The sequence below is a fragment of the Ruegeria sp. AL1 genome (assembly GCF_056540905.1).
On the sequence record NZ_JBQFXP010000010.1, the window covers coordinates 206,118 to 223,057 of the forward strand.

Sequence of the window (16,940 nt, forward strand, 5' to 3'; positions counted from 1 at the left end):
TCCGCGGAGATGGCCTCAACCACGGATTTGTCGTTGTGTCCCTGCGACAGAGCCTCTGTCATGAACCGCGTTAATTCCACGTCATACTCCGCCACTCGGGGATCGGAATGCGGCGCCGACAAAAGATCATGCTGTTCGCCGGGGTCGGATGCCAGGTCATAGGCCTCTGCCTCACCGCTGACCCGGCGGCAGAATTTGAACCCTGGCCCCACCAGCATCGCACCGCGGGGGCTGAGGCCGAAAATCCGCCGTTCGGGTCAAGGTCGCTCAGCAGGGACGGGAACCGGTCTTGCGCGGCAGGCCGGTCAACCCCGGCGAGGTCCAGAAGGGTCGGGAAGACATCCGACAGGGCCACTGGCGCGGTTACGCTGCGCCCCTCCGGTGAGCGCCGGAAGTCGCGCATCTAAAGGAACTTGTAGATCTACATGCCGAAAGCAGCTCGAGGCCTTTCATGAGACGTGTATCAGGATGACCTGTTTCAAGTTCCTTTGCGTTGTGATCACGCCTTGACCAAGACCCTTTGGTTCGATTGAAAAAAGCACTGGCATGTCTGCGGGGCCCGAAAATCTGGGCCGCGCAGGCTGCGTCGTTATCAGTGTGCTAAGGGTGAAATCTGCCTTATCACGCAATCAGAAATCCTCGGGGCCTTCCACAATACCAAATCACTAGGCTCGCCGTCCTCGATAACCATTGCGACAGCTTTCTTGTCGACTTTGGTGGCAAGGATGATCGGTGTTTTGATCGCCTGCCTGCTGTTTCCCAATGCATAGTCCCAGGCTGCTTGAAAACTGGTTGTCCACGACAATCCGACTTCTTTCCCGAGGCTTTGTCCGCGATACACCGAAATTTCCCTGGGCAGAAGTTGCCATTCAGTTGTGGGCGTCCAGCAAGATATCCGGTTTTTAACATCCATGGCATGAACAAACATCGTGTGGTCTATCTTTTGGAACCCGCCCCATAACCCATGCAACAACGGCCAGAAATCAGAACTGGATATCGCGTTGTCCAAAAGCATCTCGACCATCGCATCCGCGCGCTGATCGGCTTCGTAGTGTCTGTTCAAATGCATACTGATGATTTCGACTGCACTGACTGCTTCGGTTCTCATGATTGCTCCTCCACTCTTGCGCCGGCAACTGGTACCGCTACTCAATATTGGAGTGGAAAGGACTGCACCCTTTTGAGTCTCTGCCAAAAGTTTGTTTGAATTGGCCAAGTTAAGGGAAAAACACCTCGGATTTGAGGCCCGGACTGCCAATTGAAACAGAGCCGGGCCAAACCCGGTCATGCCTCAGCAAAGACGCCACTGGACATGGCCCGTTTGCCCCGTCTGGCTAAGGGCTTAATGGTCAATGACCTCATGCAACACGTCCCCCGTCGCACCCGAAGGGGGGCGGGTTTCGGCAATTTGTGACAGGGTAAGCGCAACATCTATTGTCTGCACAGGTCGAGTTACGGTCTTGGCCCCGATGTTCAACCCGGCAAATATTATGGGAACATAAGTGTCATATCGCCATGGCGATCCATGGGTCACAGTTACAGAGAGCCCATCCATATCGTTTATGAACCACTCGGGTTGGAAAACGACGTGGATATCGCCAGAACGATCCGGGTTGTAGTTATTGAGGATGGCTTGTGTCAGCGCATTCTGCGGCAGGGATGCGTCACGCAAGCGGGATGTCGGCACGGCGTAGGCGACCCCTTCAAATGCCACCAGTTCACGCGAAATGGCGGTTTCCAACTCGGACTGGTCGATATCCGGGTTGTTACGGACTGCCTCTGAAAGGGTCAGATAGGGATGGTCGTATCCTTCGAACAAATCGCCCGTTATTCCAAAGCGATCCCGTATACGCGCCAGGACTGGTGCGGTGTCCCATTCGTCAGGCGACACGTTCCCCCCGGGTATTCCAAGCGATGCTAGATAACCGGGGGCCTCGGGTGCACCGTGATCGGATGACAGCACGATCAGTGTGTTTTCAAGCCCTACCTCTTCGGCGACATAGGCAAAAAGGTCGGCCAGAGTGCGATCCAGATGCAGCAGGTTGTCCTCGTATTCCAAACTGGACGGCCCGAAGAAATGCCCGACATAGTCGGCCACGGAAAAGCTGACGCTGAGATAGTCGGTAACCGCGTCATCCCCCAGATTTTCAGCGTCAATAACCGTTTTGGCGAAGTCGGCCGTGATGTGATCTCCGAACGGGCTGAGCGTCAGAAGTGTTGTAAAGAACTTGTCGTCCACGGTTCCCAGCGGATGCGGAAATATACGTCCAAAACCTGCAAAATCAGGTTCCCATTCCTGATCATCCTTCGCGCCAAATAAATAGGTTTCGGCGGGCTGCAGCAATTGCCAAGTGTCACCGCTAAAACTCTGCGGCAATTGCTTTGCGTTCCAATCCTCGACCCAATTCGGATAGGCGTCGTAATAGTAGCTGCTGGTTACAAACTGGCCGACGGCCTTGGAAAACCAAAAGGCTTTGCCCCCGTGCCCTGCCATGGCAACAGCAGCCCGGTCTTTGATCGAGACGCCGAACACCTTGCTCTGCCCGGCCGTGCTGATGATCAATTCATCACCAAAGGTCGAGGTCAGGATCGCGCGCGGTGAGCGGCCGTCGCTGTTTGCGGCGCGTTGTGTGGGGTCGATTTCGGTCGCGTCATCAACATCCGCACCGCTGGTCAAAATGGAATAATCGGGGTCCTCGATGTTATAGACCGTGCGTCCAGCGGCACGGTCGTACCAAAGGTTGCCAACCATGCCATGCGCGGCCGGGTTTGCACCCGTTGCCAGCGTTGTGTGGCCGACAATGGTTTCCGTATTCGCATGGGTATGATGTGCGTTTCTATAGAATGTGCCTTGTTCCATCAGATAGCGGAAGCCACCTTCGCCGAACTGATCCTGATGGCGCAGGATCAGATCTCCGCGCAACTGGTCCACGGTTATCTGAAGGATGAGCCTGGGCCTTTCTTCTGCCCCGACCGCGAGTGCCGAGACGGCGAGTGTTGCGCAGGCCAAAACGGTGGATAGGACATTTTGTTTCATGGTCTTCCTTCTGCGTTTTCTCATTGTGACCGGACGGCATCGCGTAATTCGTTCAATGCCGGGCTTTCTGGCAGCTTCTCAAGTGCGTCATCAAGCACCTGCAAGGTGGCGTCGCGACCCTCACTCGCCGCGGTGATGCGGGCCAACATAACCCAGGCTTCCTCTCGCTGTGGGTCCATGCGGACAACCTCGCTAAATGCGCTCTGGGCGGCTGGGAAGTTTCGCAAGCTCAGGGCCATGCCACCCAAAACCATGTGGGTTTCAGGGAAATCAATCCTGGACTGCAATGATTGCCGCCATTCAGACATCGCAAGCTGCATCTGAGCCTCGATCTGCTGAGGAAGCCGTGCGATCGGGGCTGTTAACATGGACTTTGCGGCCTCGATCCGGACCATCTTTCTCGGGTCATCCAGCAGGCCAATCAGGCGCTGTACCTGCGTTTGCGGCGGCGCGGCCCTTTGAACCGTTATCGCGGCAGAGCGCACCAATGGGCTGTCGTCTTCCAATAGCGGGGCCAGGGTTTCTGCCGCCTGTTCATCGGCACCCTGGGACAACAACCATAAAGCCGTTGCGCGGATAAGATCAGGTTGGTCTTCGTCTATCGCCAGCGATTGCAAATCGTCCAGTGCAATCGACGGGTTGATACGCCCTGCAGCAAGAACCTCTCCGAAGTGAGGTCTCGATGCAGCGTCTGGATGGTGTTTCGCGATTTCCGCTGCCGCCCACTCCGCTGATTGGTCAGCGTGACAATCGGTGCAGGCGTTGGGGGCACCGGTCTCTGCTGCCAGATCGGGTCTGGGGATACGGAAACTGTGATCCCGACGCCCGTCTATGACCATGAAGTTGCGCTCGATCATATGACAGCTTTTGCATTGGGCACCTTCAGACCCTTCGCTATGAAAGTGATGAGACGGATCATCGTACACTTTCAGCGGTAAGCTTGGAAAATCCGGATTTCCCGCGGGCGAATGGCACTGCGTACAAACCGTGTTTCCCTCGCCTTTCAAACCGGCGCTATGGGCATCGTGGCAATCAAGGCAACCCACACCTTTGCTGTACATCTTGGATTGCAGGAACGAGCCGTAGACGTAGACCTCGTCAAGTATCTGACCGTCCGCATGGTAAAGACCCGGTCGCAAGAGAGATAGCGTGTAGGCGTCGTGGAAATTTGTTCCGGGAACCGGGTTCCCGTCACCCAAGGGTTCCCGGCGCGCGTGACATGTTGCGCATTGCTGGATTGTTGCTTCGGTGCCCGCCGCGGCAAAATCGAGCGCAAAGCCATACCCTGCCGGGGGCGTTGTCAAAGAACGTGCAGAACTTTCTGCCCATTCCAAGTGGCGCGACGCCGGCCCATGGCACGCTTCGCATCCCACCCCGATTTCGATCTGAGTGGATTGGTAGAGTTGAAGGCGTTCATCAAACTGCTTTTCGAACCCTGTCGCGTGGCATTCGGCGCACCGACCGTTCCAGTTCTTGTAGGGCCCAGTCCAATGCAGCCCGTCATCCGGGGGCAAGACCTGATCGGGATAAAGATGATACCATTGCTCTCGGGATACATCCCAGACCACATCAAAGCTTTGCAGGCGTCCGGGTTCGGTTTCGATCAGGTATTGCTGCAAGGGTGCGACCCCCGCAACAGAATGAACGGTGTAGTCTTTCGTCGTTCCATCTGCCTCAAGCAGACGAACACGATAAAATTCGCCATCATAGGAAAAGGAGTATCGGACACCGTCATGTTCGAACTCTGTCCCGTTGAAATCTGCAAGAACCGTTTCGGGCGAGGGTTCAGTCCAGGCCAACGCGTGATGCGACCCGCTCCAGGCGTCTGAAACGTCCTGATGGCACTCCGTGCATTGCTGCGAGCCGACATAGTATGGCTCAGCTTCCTGTTCGGGCTGCTGTTGGGCCATACCGGATGTCGCAAGACAAAGCCCGACAAATGTTGGAAGCCAAGGGAAACGGATCATCAAATTCTCCTGCCGGAATAGCTTGCGGGATTGAGGGGTGGAAGTGCGCGCACAGTACCTGCACGAGGTGCCTTGCGACGATAGTGTCGAAGCGCGGCCTCCAACTGGGGCCAGGACACGGCGTTGGTGTCAATTTTCGACGGGCCGAACAGCTCGGCCCCAATGCGGTCCAAAGCGGTGCGGATTGCGGTATCTTGCAGCGGATCGTCACCCTGCAACCGTTCACGCCAAGCATCCATGGCTTTGATAACGGCATCATAATCCCTGACGCTTATTGCTTTGGACACGGCCGTTCTTGCATAAGCTTCAGAGGCCAGTATACGGTCATGGCGTTCGGCCCTGCTGTTTGCCCAGAATGACAAAAGCCGTTTTCGGAAAATCAAGAGGGCGGAAAGAAACGCCAAAACCACCGCAGCGGTCAAAATGAACAGCCGCGCTGTCGTCTCAGAGATCTCGCGTTTGACGGGCGCATCCACGACCAGCGGAATAGCGTCCACCGACGCGGTTTCTACTTTTCCAGAGTCCAGATTGAACCATTCCACGGTGATGGGGTCCGCTTGGCCGTTCCCTCCGGTCTGGGCGAGATACGTGACCTGTTCAACGCGCGTTCCGCTCAAAGATCCTCGCGTTGCGGTTTCCGTCAGAACGGGCTCGGAGGGATAGGTGGCGATTCCTTCGATCGGCGGCGTGGGAATCAGTGACGGCAAGAACATAGGCGACGTCCCTTCGACCGTGACTGTAACCGTCCGCGTAACACTGTCGCCCGGCTCAAGCGGCTCTTGTTCCCTCGAAACGTCTTGGGTCAGCGTCAAACTGGTGGCACCGATAAAAGGGTCCAGCCCTTCGGCACCTTCCGGCAGCACGCCCGATATCACGACCGGGTCGATGCCAATACGGTCTTCACGAGGGGTGTTTGTTTCGGGATCGGCCCAAGTTACGATCAAATCCTGCGCGGGTATCTCAAATCGACCGGGCACCATGGGAATGATCCGATATCGGCGGCTGACGCCGGACCATGTTTCTCCCTCCACTGACGCACTAATGGGGTTGGTGGCTCTCTCGGGAAGCCGAACGCTTAGGTTCGGGGCCTCGAAACTGGGAAACAGCACCGGCTTGGTCATCCATGTCGGCACCAGAACCGTGATCCGAAGGTCGGTGGCCTGTCCCGGTATGACCTGTTCAGAGTCCAGCGCAACAGTCACCTGAGGTTCAATGGTGGTCTGCGCCGCAGCTTGCTGGCCAATTGTCAGAACAAAGACGCATATGATCAGTTCACGTATCAATTGGTGTTCACCTCGAACTGGAACCGCAGGCGAAGGAAATCACCAGTGCTTGTGTCGACGGTATTCATCCATTGCTCGGTGCTCAGGATTGCAGCTTCTCCTTTTGGTTGCTGGTCGGTTTGCGTGTCTGTCCCGCGCCCCTCCTCGTTGTCGAAGACAACATCATCCGCCCCGATTCCGGTGTCTTCACCCGTGTCTGAGGCTTCTCTTGCGTCTTCGACATAGGCCACGATCTCTTTCGCGGTTTGCAGGTTCTGCGCAGCACCGGGAAAGTTCGGATCCCGCTCAAGCGTCGTCTCAAATGCGCGCACGCCGTCCCGGTATTGGCGGTTCTTGATATGGGCCAACCCTTGCGTGAAAGAGGCCTCGGGCGTGTCGAGCTGCTGCAAAGTATTGACGGCATCTTCATACCGGCCCGCACGATACTGTGCATGTCCTTTCCAAAGCGGGTCAGAAAACGCATCCGCCGCCTTTGGAAATGCGTTGTTCTGAAAGGCACGGTACCCTTGTTGATCGGGCGTCAGAAACCAGTCCACCACACCATCTGCGCGCACCTGCGCGGGCAGATGTACGGTGACCAGAAAAACCAGTGCCCGCGCAGACCACCGCATCGTCCAACCCTTTCGGAACCAGATGAGCGCCAGAAAAACGGCAGGAAAAGCCAGCCACCAACCGCGATCTTCCCAAGGCTGCTCACTATTTTGCAATGTGGCCCTGCGGTAATCCGTATTCAAAATTCGGTCCAAACGGGTGATATCCGATGCATCCGGTGTTGTCCGAATGACGGGTAGGCTGAGTGCATCCAGACCTCGGTCACCGATCGCTGCGGGCAACATTGCCAGTACGGCAACCGCAGCGCGCTCGGTGGTATTGAGCTGATCTGCCTCTGCCGGACTTACGCCGTCGGTAACAAACAAGACGCCCCCCGATTGTTCCGAGGCCAGCAGATCAAGCGACAACTCCAATGCCGCTTTGGTATCGGTGCCATCTTTCGGCATGACTTCCGGTGCCAACCCCTCGAGATAGGGTAGCATGACTTGCGGATCCTCGGTGAACGGCAAGACGCGGTGCGCCGTGCCCGAATACGCGACCAGCGCCGTCCGACCACCGGCCCGGAGGTCCAACAAGTCCCGGATTTTGAACTTCGCACGCTCCAGGCGGTCGGGTGACAGGTCTGTTGTGGTCATCGATGGCGTGACTTCCAGCGCAATGACAAGCGGCCCCGTTTGCGCCAGAAACGGATCCACCTGTCGCGTCCAGGTCGGGCCTGCCGCGCCCGTGATCATCAGCATCAAAAGCAGCGCGGTGTGATCGATCGGCAAGTGTTTTCTGCGCGCCGTCGCCCCCACCGTCAACGCCTGCCGAAGGTGGGGTGCTATTTCGTCCGAAACCGGGTCCGTTCGCGTAAAAGCGCGACGGTTCAGCCACCAAAGGACGACCAACGGCAAGAGCAATATCAACAACAGCGGTCGAATAAAGTGAAAAGCTTCGACAAAGAGGGCGAGTTCTGTCGCGACCTGCCCCATCACGCCATGCTCCGCTTGCCGTGTCGGACTGTCAGCCACGTCAGGGTCAGCACACCCAGCACGGACGCCAATCCCAACAGGTAGGACGCAAGTTGTGTTCGGGGCCGGTAGGAAATCTGATCGACCAGTCGGGGGGCCAATTCGTCGATACGGTCGTAAACAGCCGTCAGCGCTTCGGTATCCGATGCAAAAAACGCGCTGCCCCCCGTTCGTGCAGCGATATCCGACAAAGCCTGCGCATCAACGCGGTTTTCGCCTGACGCGTTGGGGTCCCCCACGGCGATGGTATGGATCTCAACGCCTCGCTCGCGAGCAATTTCGGATGCGTTGAGCGGGCTCATACGACTGCCTGTGTCACCGCCGTCAGACAGCAGGATCATGAGGCGCTGTTCCACCTCGCTGATCTCGAAGGTTCTGATCCCCAGCCCGATTGCATCACCAATGACGGTGTTCGGCCCGGCCATGCCAACTTCGGTCTGGCCGACCAACTCGCTGATCGTTTCCAGGTCTTCGGTCAAAGGGGCCTGAAGAAATGCGCGGGTTCCAAAAACGATCAGCGCAATCCTGTCGCCGTCGCGTTGGACAACGAAATCCTGAACAACCTGTTTCACGGCAGCCAGTCTTTGCGCGCGGGTTCCATCCGGCATTTCGAAATCCACAGTGTCCATAGAGCCCGAGATATCCAGAGCCAGGACAACATCCCTGGCAGACCGGGTGATTTCGATCGGCGCGTCCAGATGTTCGGGCCGCGCCAATGCCAGCACAAGCAGGATCCAGATGGCGATGGCCGAGGTCATCTGTAACCGGGTTCTGCGCAAAACCACGGCTCCGACCGCAGGTGTGGTTTCTGCTGCGGCGACGATCATTCGAAAGAATGGAAACCGAAGCGCCGACACTTTTTCCTTATGCGCTGGAAGGTACCGCCAAATGAACCACGGTAGGGGCAACATAAGCAATGCATAGGGGAAACCCAACCCGATCACCTCAGCCCTCCCGCTTGTGGTTTCGAACCCAGTTTCTTGCGGCTTCCAGCAAATCGGCATCTCTGGGCGGCACATTTGTATAAGGCGCGTATGACAAAGCCTTTCCACGCCCTTCGGTGAAAGCGGTGTTTCCCCCGGTATGGTCGAGAAACCCAAGCCATTCCTGCCCGCTGAGGCCGGCGACGTCTTTACGCGGGAATGCCGCCAACGCACACCGCCTGAGAATTTCGGCGACGGTCGCCGGGTCGGATTGCGCAGCATCAAGCGCGGCCAGGGCGTCGCGACGGTAGGCGTTGGCCCGATAGTGCGCGCGCCACCGCAGGAAAAAATAGATCGCCAACCCCAAAACCACGACCGTCAAAACACCCCAACCCCATGTCTGGGGCACCATCGACACAGCAGGCGGTTCTTGAGGCGGGACGAGTTGCTCGATCAAATCGAGCAGCGTTACAGGTGCGATATCGGCAGTTTCGTTCATCTGACTGAAATGCCCATCAATCGGCGCATTTGTTGTAGGCTGTCTTGCGCGGACGACAACGGTAGAACAGGCACGCCCAAGGTGCGGCTCGAATCCAGAACACGGGCAATTCTACCGCGCGCCATCTCGGCAAGATTGCGATGCACAGTCTTTTCACCCGTATCGATTTCGGCCTGCAACTCTCCGTTTGAAATGGTCAACTTCAAGCCCCGGGGAAGTTCGTCGGCAATCGGATCCGTTACCAATCCCAGAACAAGATCATTGTGGCGTGCCAGCCCCCGGACCAGTTTACGGGTCGTGTCATCGACAATATCGAAGTCCGACAAAACGATGATCAGGTGGTCACGCGGGGCGATCCGATTGACCGAAGCGAGTACGCGATTCAAGCCAACAGGCGTAACATCCGGGGCATCCGCGCGCAGCAAGGCGTTTGCCGATGCTATGGCCTGCAGGAACCGGTTCAGGGCAGACTGGCTGCGCTGAGGCCGGATTTCCGCAATGATCTCGTCTCCGAATACGATCCCGCCGACCCGATCCCCTTGGTCGAGTATGCGAAAGGCCGCCAATGCCGCACATTCGGCGGCCGTGACGGATTTCATGTTCAGGGAGGAGCCGAAGAACATCGACATCCGCTGATCAACCACGATCAAGGCCGGGCGATCCCTTTCTTCGGTAAACACACGCACATAAGGTTTCCCCATGCGCGCCGTCACCTTCCAGTCGATCGAGCGAACGTCATCCGCCGGCAAGTATCCACGCAGCTCTTCAAACGCGAGCCCGCGGCCCCGCATGAGAGAGGCATGGCGACCATTCAGCACACTGTTCGATGGCTGGCGCGGCAAGAAGTTGAGGGACCGTGCCTGCCCCTGAAGCCCGCGCAGATGCGCCAGATCGACCGACACCCGCGTGTCCTTTTCCGAGGGCGTCACCTGTTTGGGAGCGAGTCCAGCTCTGATGCGTGCGGCCCGGTCAATCATCACGCGCCATCATGTCAGGGCTACCTGCGCCAGCAGTTCCTCAATAACCTGATCTGGCGTTACCCCCTCGCCCTGAGCTTCATAGCTCAGACCCAATCGGTGGCGAAATACATTGGCCGCCACGGCGCGGATATCCTGAGGGTCCACGTAATCGCGGCCTTTCAGCCAGGCATGGGTACGTCCACATTTGTCAAGCGCCAGAGAGGCGCGCGGGCTTGCCCCCAGTTCGATCCAGCGCGACAGACTGTCACCATAGTCAGTCGGTGTGCGGGTCGCGGCAACCAGATCGACCATGTAGCGTTCCATCGCGTCTGAAACGTGGATATCGGAAATCTCGCTGCGCGCTGCAAAGACCATGTCCTGCGTCATCGTTTGTTTGGCAGCCTTTGCCGCGGGCTTGGACTGCGTCACCCCGGCCTCTTCGTTGCGCACAAGGCGGATCACCTGAACTTCGTCTTCCGGCGGCGGATAGTCCACGAGAACATGCATCAGAAATCGGTCCATCTGCGCCTCGGGCAGAGGGTATGTTCCTTCTTGCTCGACCGGGTTCTGGGTTGCCATCACCATAAATAACGGGGGCATCTTGTGGGTTGTACCAGCAACGGTAACCTGCCGTTCTTCCATTGCTTCCAGCAACGCGGCCTGCACCTTGGCCGGTGCACGGTTTATTTCATCAGCCAAAACAATATTGGCAAAAATCGGCCCGGGCTCAAACCTGAATTCAGATCCTTCGCTGGTCTGATAGTAAACCTCGGTGCCGGTGACGTCGGATGGCAGCAGGTCAGGGGTAAACTGAATACGGCTGAAATCACTTTCCAGATTCTTGGCCAGTGACTTGACGGCCCGCGTCTTTGCCAGGCCCGGCATCCCTTCGATCAACAGATTGCCGTTCGCCAGCAGACCAATCACCAGTCTTTCGATCACATCCCTTTGCCCGATAATCGATTCACCCATAAGGGACATCAGGTCTTCTACCGCCGTTCGTGCATCCGTCACCGTATTCTTCCAAATCAAGCTGTTACATTCTTCACCGACATCCGAAGATGCCGGTGAATTTTTCTTTTAGCTTAGATACGATAACAGGACCGCGTCAATTCGAGCTCGTGTTTTCGCGCAGCTTCTGCAACACGTCACCCAGATTGAAGCTACCTGGCTCCTGCCGTGGCGGGAATTCGGTATACGTCTCAAGATGGCGCGAGACATAAGCAACCGCAGGCAGGATCAGGAACGCTCTGTCAAAGCGCCACATGTCGTAGTTTGCGGATTCGTGATCTGCACGTTCGAACGGGTCACCAAGCAAGTCGAACAGTTTGGGAAGACGCAGTTCAAAGAACGGCTCCTGCCAGACATCAAAGCCTTCGCCGCGCTGCTCGAGGAAGACCATCTTCCAGCGACCATAACGCAGGTTTGCCAGATCACCGTCATCGGTCCAATAAAAGAACTCTTTGCGGGGGCCTTCGTCGACTTCACCCGAGAAGTAGGGCAACATGTTGTAGCCATCCAAATGGACTTTGTAGTCGCGGCCAATAGCCGAATAGCCCTCGGTCAGCTTCTCTTTGATCTGCGGCTCGCCTGCACCGGCAAGAATGGTTGGCAGCATATCCTCGTGCGACATGACATCGTTGAAGACAGTCCCGGGTTCAATGACGCCGGGCCACTTGATCATCGTCGGCACACGGTAACCACCCTCCCAGTTCGAGTTCTTCTCGTTACGGAATGGAGTTGTTCCGCCATCCGGCCAACTGAAGACCTCAGCTCCGTTATCGGACGAGTACATGATAACGGTATTGTCCGCGATACCCAGCTCATCGACTTTATCCAGCAACTGACCGACGTGGCCGTCATGTTCGACCATGCCGTCAGCGTAGACGCCAAGGCCTGTTACCCCCTGGGATTCAGGTTTCAGATGCGTGTTCACATGCATACGGGTCGCGGCGAACCACAGGAAGAACGGCTTGTCCGCCGCGACTGCGCGCTCCATGAAATCGATCGCACCAACAAGAAACTCTTCGTCGACCGTTTCCATACGCTTGCGCGTCAAAGGTCCTGTATCTTCGATTTGACCATCGGATGACGTGCGCAGAACACCACGGGGACCGAACTGTTCGCGGAACGCAGCATCCTTGGGATAGTCGGGATGTTCGGGTTCTTCCTCGGCGTTCAGATGATAGAGATTGCCAAAGAACTCATCGAATCCGTGATTGGTCGGAAGATGGTGGTCCAGATCACCCAGATGGTTCTTGCCGTACTGCGCCGTCATGTACCCCTGCTCTTTCAACAGGCCTGCAATCGTCGGATCCAGTTCGGACAACCCTTCTGGTGCCCCAGGCAAACCAACTTTCAACAGACCAGTGCGAAACGGGCTTTGACCTGTAATGAAGGCGGCGCGCCCGGCGGTACAGCTTTGCTGACCATACCAATCCGTGAACATCGCGCCCTCGTTGGCAATCCGGTCGATATTGGGCGTTCTAAAGCCCATCATGCCGCGGTTGTAGGCCGACGTGTTGTTCCATCCAACATCATCGCCCCAGATAATCAGAAAATTGGGCTTAGCGTCCTGGGCCGTTGCAGCAGCGGAAAGCGCAAGAAGCGCTGTAACCGCCACGGCCTTAAGTCGTAACATTTTGCGAAGTTGCAAACTCTTAACTCCCTTGGTGATTGTTTTGAAAGCGGGCATTCTTGTGCGCGCCTCTTGCCCAGAATTATTTTGGAAGGGTTTCAAAGCAAATCACAATTGCCAGCTTTGCCGCATCTTCTGAAATTGTGAAGACGGTTGGGGACGCGATAGCCCGGGATATGATGCATCAGGATGCACCAACAAGACGACCGGCTTCCTGATCACTCGCATAGGAGCTGAGGATGAGCCACTGGTTGATCGTGTTGGCCAGCGCCGCGTCCCCAAGCAGGGTTATGCGCTCTGCCGAGATTTGGTGCATCAGCTTGGAATACCCAAAATACGCCGAAACCAGCGCGTCGAACTCTGCTGTGATGAACAAGTCCACATCGAAGCCCGGATCAAGGAAACACACATCAACGTCAAAGCCGGGGCGGCACATGATCCAGAAGTTGCGCTGATCAGCCGCCTGTTCCGGGAATGTCAGTTTCATCACCACCCGCCGGTTCGGCATTGCCCCGCTGTCAATGCTCAATCGCAGGTTCCACACGAAAGCTGACGGCTGCGTCTTGCAGCTGAGATCCTGAACCGAGGTATTGCGATAGGCCCATTTGCCCAACTCTGTAATGATGGGGTCAAGCTCAACCGCCGCATTTGTACGGATATAGTCGATGGCCCCATTGGCAGGATTTTCCACCCGTCGAACCAGACCCTGCGATTGAAGGGTTTTCAACCTTTTGGCCAGCAGCGTGGGAGAAATCCCGGGGATACCCCGCCGGATATCATTGAACCGCGTCGAGCCCCAGCGCAGTTCTGTCAGGATGTGGATGGTCCATCGCGGCTGCAGAACCTCGCAGGCCATGTTGATCGGACAGAAAAGCATGTTGTTTTGCTTTGGCATAGCGCGCCTCCCGAGCGCTCAGTTTATTCAGGCGCACTCCACCGATCCAGTCCATTTTCTGTACCGGGTTCACTCCATTTTGTACTCTGGCCGGAAATTCAAGGACGCCGGAAGATGAACTGCATCCATAGGGGAACCTGACATGGCAGCTTCATCCGTCATCACAACCGCGCTTGAGCGCAACCGGCGTGCCTTTGTCCAAAGGCCAAAAGCTGCGCGGCAAAGCACACAAACACGCGCGACCTCGGAAACCGGCTTTCTGACAACCTGTTGTGAAGGCGATTCAGTGCTGGCATGTGACATGCCGGCCATTATGGGTGGAACGGGTCAAGCGCCCACACCCGGTGTATTTGGCCGCGCCTGTCTAAGCGCATGCATCGTCATGGGCCTGCGCATCGCGGCAGAGCGGAACGGCGTCCCGGTATCCGACATAGCTGTGGACCTGACTATGGATTGGGACAATCGAGGTATGTTCGGAATGGACGGCGTTTCGGCTGGCCCGGAAAACATACAACTCAGGATCATGCTGACCAGCACCGCGACCAAAGCGGAACTTGGCGAAATTGTCGCTGAAGGGCTTGGAAATGACCCGTGGCTGATCGCATTGCAGGATCCGCATTCCGTTCAGGTTGATGTGCAGATCGCGCAGGAGGGTTAAGGGATGGACGCCAAACTACAACTTCGAATTCAGCGCTATGGCTGGGACGCGGCAGCCGCATATTATCACCATGACTGGTCGGATCAATTGCGACCGGCGCAAGATACGCTGCTTCGGATGGCCGATCTGCAACCCGGTCAGACCGTTCTGGAAACCGCGTGCGGGACCGGAATGGTCACACTCCGCGCTGCCCGTGCGGTGGGCCGGACCGGTCGTGTTTTTGCGACGGACCTTTCTGAAGAGATGACGCGTCAGGTCACACAGCACTGCGAGGCAGAGAATATCCCGAACGTGTCGGTTGCCAGAATGGGAGCAGAAGATCTGCCTGTCGAGGATAACAGCTTTGATACGGCCATCTGCGCATTGGGGCTGATGTATATGCCTGACCCCCGAAAAGCCCTGACCGAAATGGCACGCGCTGTTCGCCCCGGCGGGAAAGTGGCTGCGACGATCTGGGGAGAACGCAAGAATTGTCGCTGGGCCGAGATTTTCCCGATTGTAGACGCGCGGGTTGCATCGGAAGTGTGTCCCATGTTTTTCGCTTCGGGGGCTCCTGGGGCACTGCAGATGGATTTCAAAGCCGCTGGCCTGACGGATATCCACGAAATTCGCCAAACGGAAACTTTGGACTTCGTCAATGCTGTGAACCTCAGCCGTGCGATGATGTTGGGTGGACCTGTCGCGATGGCCGTCAAACGCTTTGACGACGTGACGATGGCCGATGTCAGGCGCGAATTCCTGAACTCGGTCGCTTGCTTCCGAGACCAAACAGGTGGCTACGCCATTCCGGGGGAATTCGTCACGGTCTGTGCAACCGTCCCTGAATAGATTACAACGCTCATGCAGGTGGCGATGCTTTATGATATTCCGCCACATTTGTCATTTCGCGCCATATGCAGACCTCATGCGAAAAAATGATTTTACATCCACCCGGTTTCTCCGCAGCATGGCAGAAACGCGATCCGAAAGACGCACTGGCCGCACGTGACTTATCCGCGACTTTGGCCAAATAAAACTATAAGAGGGACATCATGGCTATCAAATCGGCAATCAAAACACTTTGCCTGAGTTCCACCGCATTTTTAGCAACATCCGCTGTTGCACAAGCGAACGATTGGACCGCTGAGGCTACAATCTATCTGTTCACGCCGGAAACCGACATCTCTCTGCAAACACCTCAGGGAACTCTGGAAGGGAGTCTGAGCTTCTCAGACGCCCTGAGCAATCTGGATGTCGCTTTTTTTGGCGCGTTTTCGGTATCCAATGGCCAGTGGAGCATTCTCGGAGACTATAACTTTACGGATCTGTCTTTCAGCAACAGCACACCGGGGCCCGCTTTTTCGGGTCTTGAGACTTCAGACAGAACACAGTTCTTCAGCGGCTATCTCGCATATCAGGTATATGAGAGCGACAAGGTCAAAATTGACGCAGCCGGGGGCTTCCGATGGTTCCGGACAGAGACGGACCTGACACTGACCGCAGGGACCGCGCCCAGTGTCTCTTTCAGCGCCGATGACAACTGGATTGATCCCCTCATCGCTGCGCGCCTGCGCTACACGCTGTCGGACAAATGGGCCGCGACAGGATTTGTGGATTACGGCGGGTTCAGAAGCGGAAGCGAAACATGGCAGATATTGGCAACGGCCGACTATGCCATCAATGAAAAATGGGTGCTGCGCGGCGGTTATCGCTATATCGCATTCGAGCACGAGATCAACGGGAACGACTTTGAGTTCGACCAGTCAGGACCTGTCTTCGGAGCAACATACAGGTTTTGATCTCAGCCCGGCCGCAGGCCGAGATGCCATGGCTTCACTCGGGGATAAGTCCTGTGCCGTTGCGTGAGTTTTGTGAGATCACTCAGGACACGCGCCGTGCCGGTTCTAGAGTGTGACGAGCCTGCGCCAAGCGTTTCATACTCTCTTCTGACCAGACCTGTCTGAGATCGTAGAAAGCTCCGAAAGACGGCACTCCGTTATTAAGGATCGCATGGGGCTGTTTGCTGTCGGTATGAATATAGACATCGGGCGGAAGGTGGTGTGGTTGGTCCAAAGTCCCTGCGCGGATGAACAGGATGAGGGACGGCACGCGTTTGGCGAACCGCAGGTACTCGCTCCAGACCGCGACATGGCAGTTTGTACAGCGGGTTATCTTCTGTCCGCTACCGGACGGTGTTTCAGCCATATCCTCGATGATATTGCCAGACAGCAGCAGGACATTGCTGCCTTCGATCAATGCGTTGACCGCATGCGTGCTGCCCGTTTGCCGCTGGCACCTTCGGCAATGGCACCCATGCACGATCAAGGGTGAAGCCAAAAGCCGATACCGAACCTCACCGCAATCGCAGCCGCCTTCCGGCTTTTCGTTGGGCATGATCAATCCTCCTGCATTCGGGTTTAAGATGCCGAGCGGTTTCGACTATGTAGCCAAAACGCACCACTGTTTGCCGCTGCTGGTCGAGCCGTGAAGGGCCGGAAAAACGGGAAGATCCTGTTTCATCGCTCAAACTCCACGGC

General features: G+C 56.6%; 15 protein-coding genes. 3 read left to right on the plus strand and 12 right to left on the minus strand.

From position 1 onward, the window contains the following. Positions 1-592 precede the first annotated feature (592 nt). The 11 genes from ACRZ9X_RS16910 to ACRZ9X_RS16960 form a co-directional block, all read right to left on the minus strand. Positions 593-1,108 (minus strand): hypothetical protein, encoded by a 516-nt coding sequence (locus tag ACRZ9X_RS16910; RefSeq protein ID WP_480520964.1) that lies wholly within the window; start codon positions 1,106-1,108, stop codon positions 593-595. Between the two features lie 234 nt (positions 1,109-1,342). Beyond that, positions 1,343-3,037, minus strand: a complete 1,695-nt coding sequence (locus ACRZ9X_RS16915; protein WP_480520965.1) for an alkaline phosphatase family protein — start codon at positions 3,035-3,037, stop codon at positions 1,343-1,345. Between the two features lie 20 nt (positions 3,038-3,057). Next, complete coding sequence (locus ACRZ9X_RS16920) at positions 3,058-5,004, minus strand: multiheme c-type cytochrome (protein WP_480520967.1); 1,947 nt, start codon at positions 5,002-5,004, stop codon at positions 3,058-3,060. Next, complete coding sequence (locus ACRZ9X_RS16925) at positions 5,004-6,287, minus strand: hypothetical protein (RefSeq protein WP_480520969.1); 1,284 nt, start codon at positions 6,285-6,287, stop codon at positions 5,004-5,006. Before ACRZ9X_RS16925 ends, ACRZ9X_RS16920 begins: the two co-directional genes overlap by 1 nt. Further along, the gene (locus tag ACRZ9X_RS16930; protein WP_480520971.1) at positions 6,284-7,852 is read right to left on the minus strand and encodes a VWA domain-containing protein; all 1,569 of its coding nucleotides are present in this window, start codon (positions 7,850-7,852) and stop codon (positions 6,284-6,286) included. The genes ACRZ9X_RS16925 and ACRZ9X_RS16930 overlap by 4 nt, the downstream gene beginning before the upstream one ends. Beyond that, entirely contained in the window at positions 7,813-8,796 is a 984-nt protein-coding gene (locus tag ACRZ9X_RS16935) for a vWA domain-containing protein (RefSeq protein ID WP_480520973.1), read from the minus strand. Before ACRZ9X_RS16935 ends, ACRZ9X_RS16930 begins: the two co-directional genes overlap by 40 nt. Position 8,797: 1 nt before the next feature. After that, positions 8,798-9,274: a DUF4381 domain-containing protein gene (locus tag ACRZ9X_RS16940; RefSeq protein ID WP_480520975.1), complete on the minus strand. Its 477-nt coding sequence runs from the start codon at positions 9,272-9,274 to the stop codon at positions 8,798-8,800. Further along, the gene (locus tag ACRZ9X_RS16945) at positions 9,271-10,251 is read right to left on the minus strand and encodes a DUF58 domain-containing protein (protein ID WP_480520977.1); all 981 of its coding nucleotides are present in this window, start codon (positions 10,249-10,251) and stop codon (positions 9,271-9,273) included. Before ACRZ9X_RS16945 ends, ACRZ9X_RS16940 begins: the two co-directional genes overlap by 4 nt. Positions 10,252-10,260: 9 nt before the next feature. Beyond that, positions 10,261-11,214 carry an AAA family ATPase gene (locus ACRZ9X_RS16950; protein WP_480520994.1) on the minus strand — a complete coding sequence of 318 codons (954 nt, stop codon included), beginning with the start codon at positions 11,212-11,214 and terminating at the stop codon, positions 10,261-10,263. A gap of 127 nt (positions 11,215-11,341) precedes the next feature. After that, complete coding sequence (locus ACRZ9X_RS16955; protein ID WP_480520979.1) at positions 11,342-12,874, minus strand: arylsulfatase; 1,533 nt, start codon at positions 12,872-12,874, stop codon at positions 11,342-11,344. 181 nt (positions 12,875-13,055) lie between these two features. Then, the gene (locus ACRZ9X_RS16960; RefSeq protein ID WP_480520980.1) at positions 13,056-13,766 is read right to left on the minus strand and encodes a winged helix-turn-helix transcriptional regulator; all 711 of its coding nucleotides are present in this window, start codon (positions 13,764-13,766) and stop codon (positions 13,056-13,058) included. A 142-nt stretch (positions 13,767-13,908) separates the two neighbouring features. On the opposite strand from ACRZ9X_RS16960, the gene ACRZ9X_RS16965 reads away from it, so the two are divergent. From ACRZ9X_RS16965 to ACRZ9X_RS16975, 3 genes are all read left to right on the plus strand, one after another. Next, positions 13,909-14,424: an OsmC family protein gene (locus ACRZ9X_RS16965; protein WP_480520982.1), complete on the plus strand. Its 516-nt coding sequence runs from the start codon at positions 13,909-13,911 to the stop codon at positions 14,422-14,424. A gap of 3 nt (positions 14,425-14,427) precedes the next feature. Then, positions 14,428-15,252: a class I SAM-dependent methyltransferase gene (locus ACRZ9X_RS16970; protein WP_480520984.1), complete on the plus strand. Its 825-nt coding sequence runs from the start codon at positions 14,428-14,430 to the stop codon at positions 15,250-15,252. A 203-nt stretch (positions 15,253-15,455) separates the two neighbouring features. After that, positions 15,456-16,202 carry an outer membrane protein gene (locus ACRZ9X_RS16975; RefSeq protein WP_480520986.1) on the plus strand — a complete coding sequence of 249 codons (747 nt, stop codon included), beginning with the start codon at positions 15,456-15,458 and terminating at the stop codon, positions 16,200-16,202. 82 nt (positions 16,203-16,284) lie between these two features. Here the strand turns inward: ACRZ9X_RS16975 and ACRZ9X_RS16980 are convergent, their stop codons facing one another. Then, positions 16,285-16,797: a GFA family protein gene (locus ACRZ9X_RS16980; RefSeq protein WP_480520988.1), complete on the minus strand. Its 513-nt coding sequence runs from the start codon at positions 16,795-16,797 to the stop codon at positions 16,285-16,287. Between the last annotated feature and the right edge of the window lie 143 nt (positions 16,798-16,940).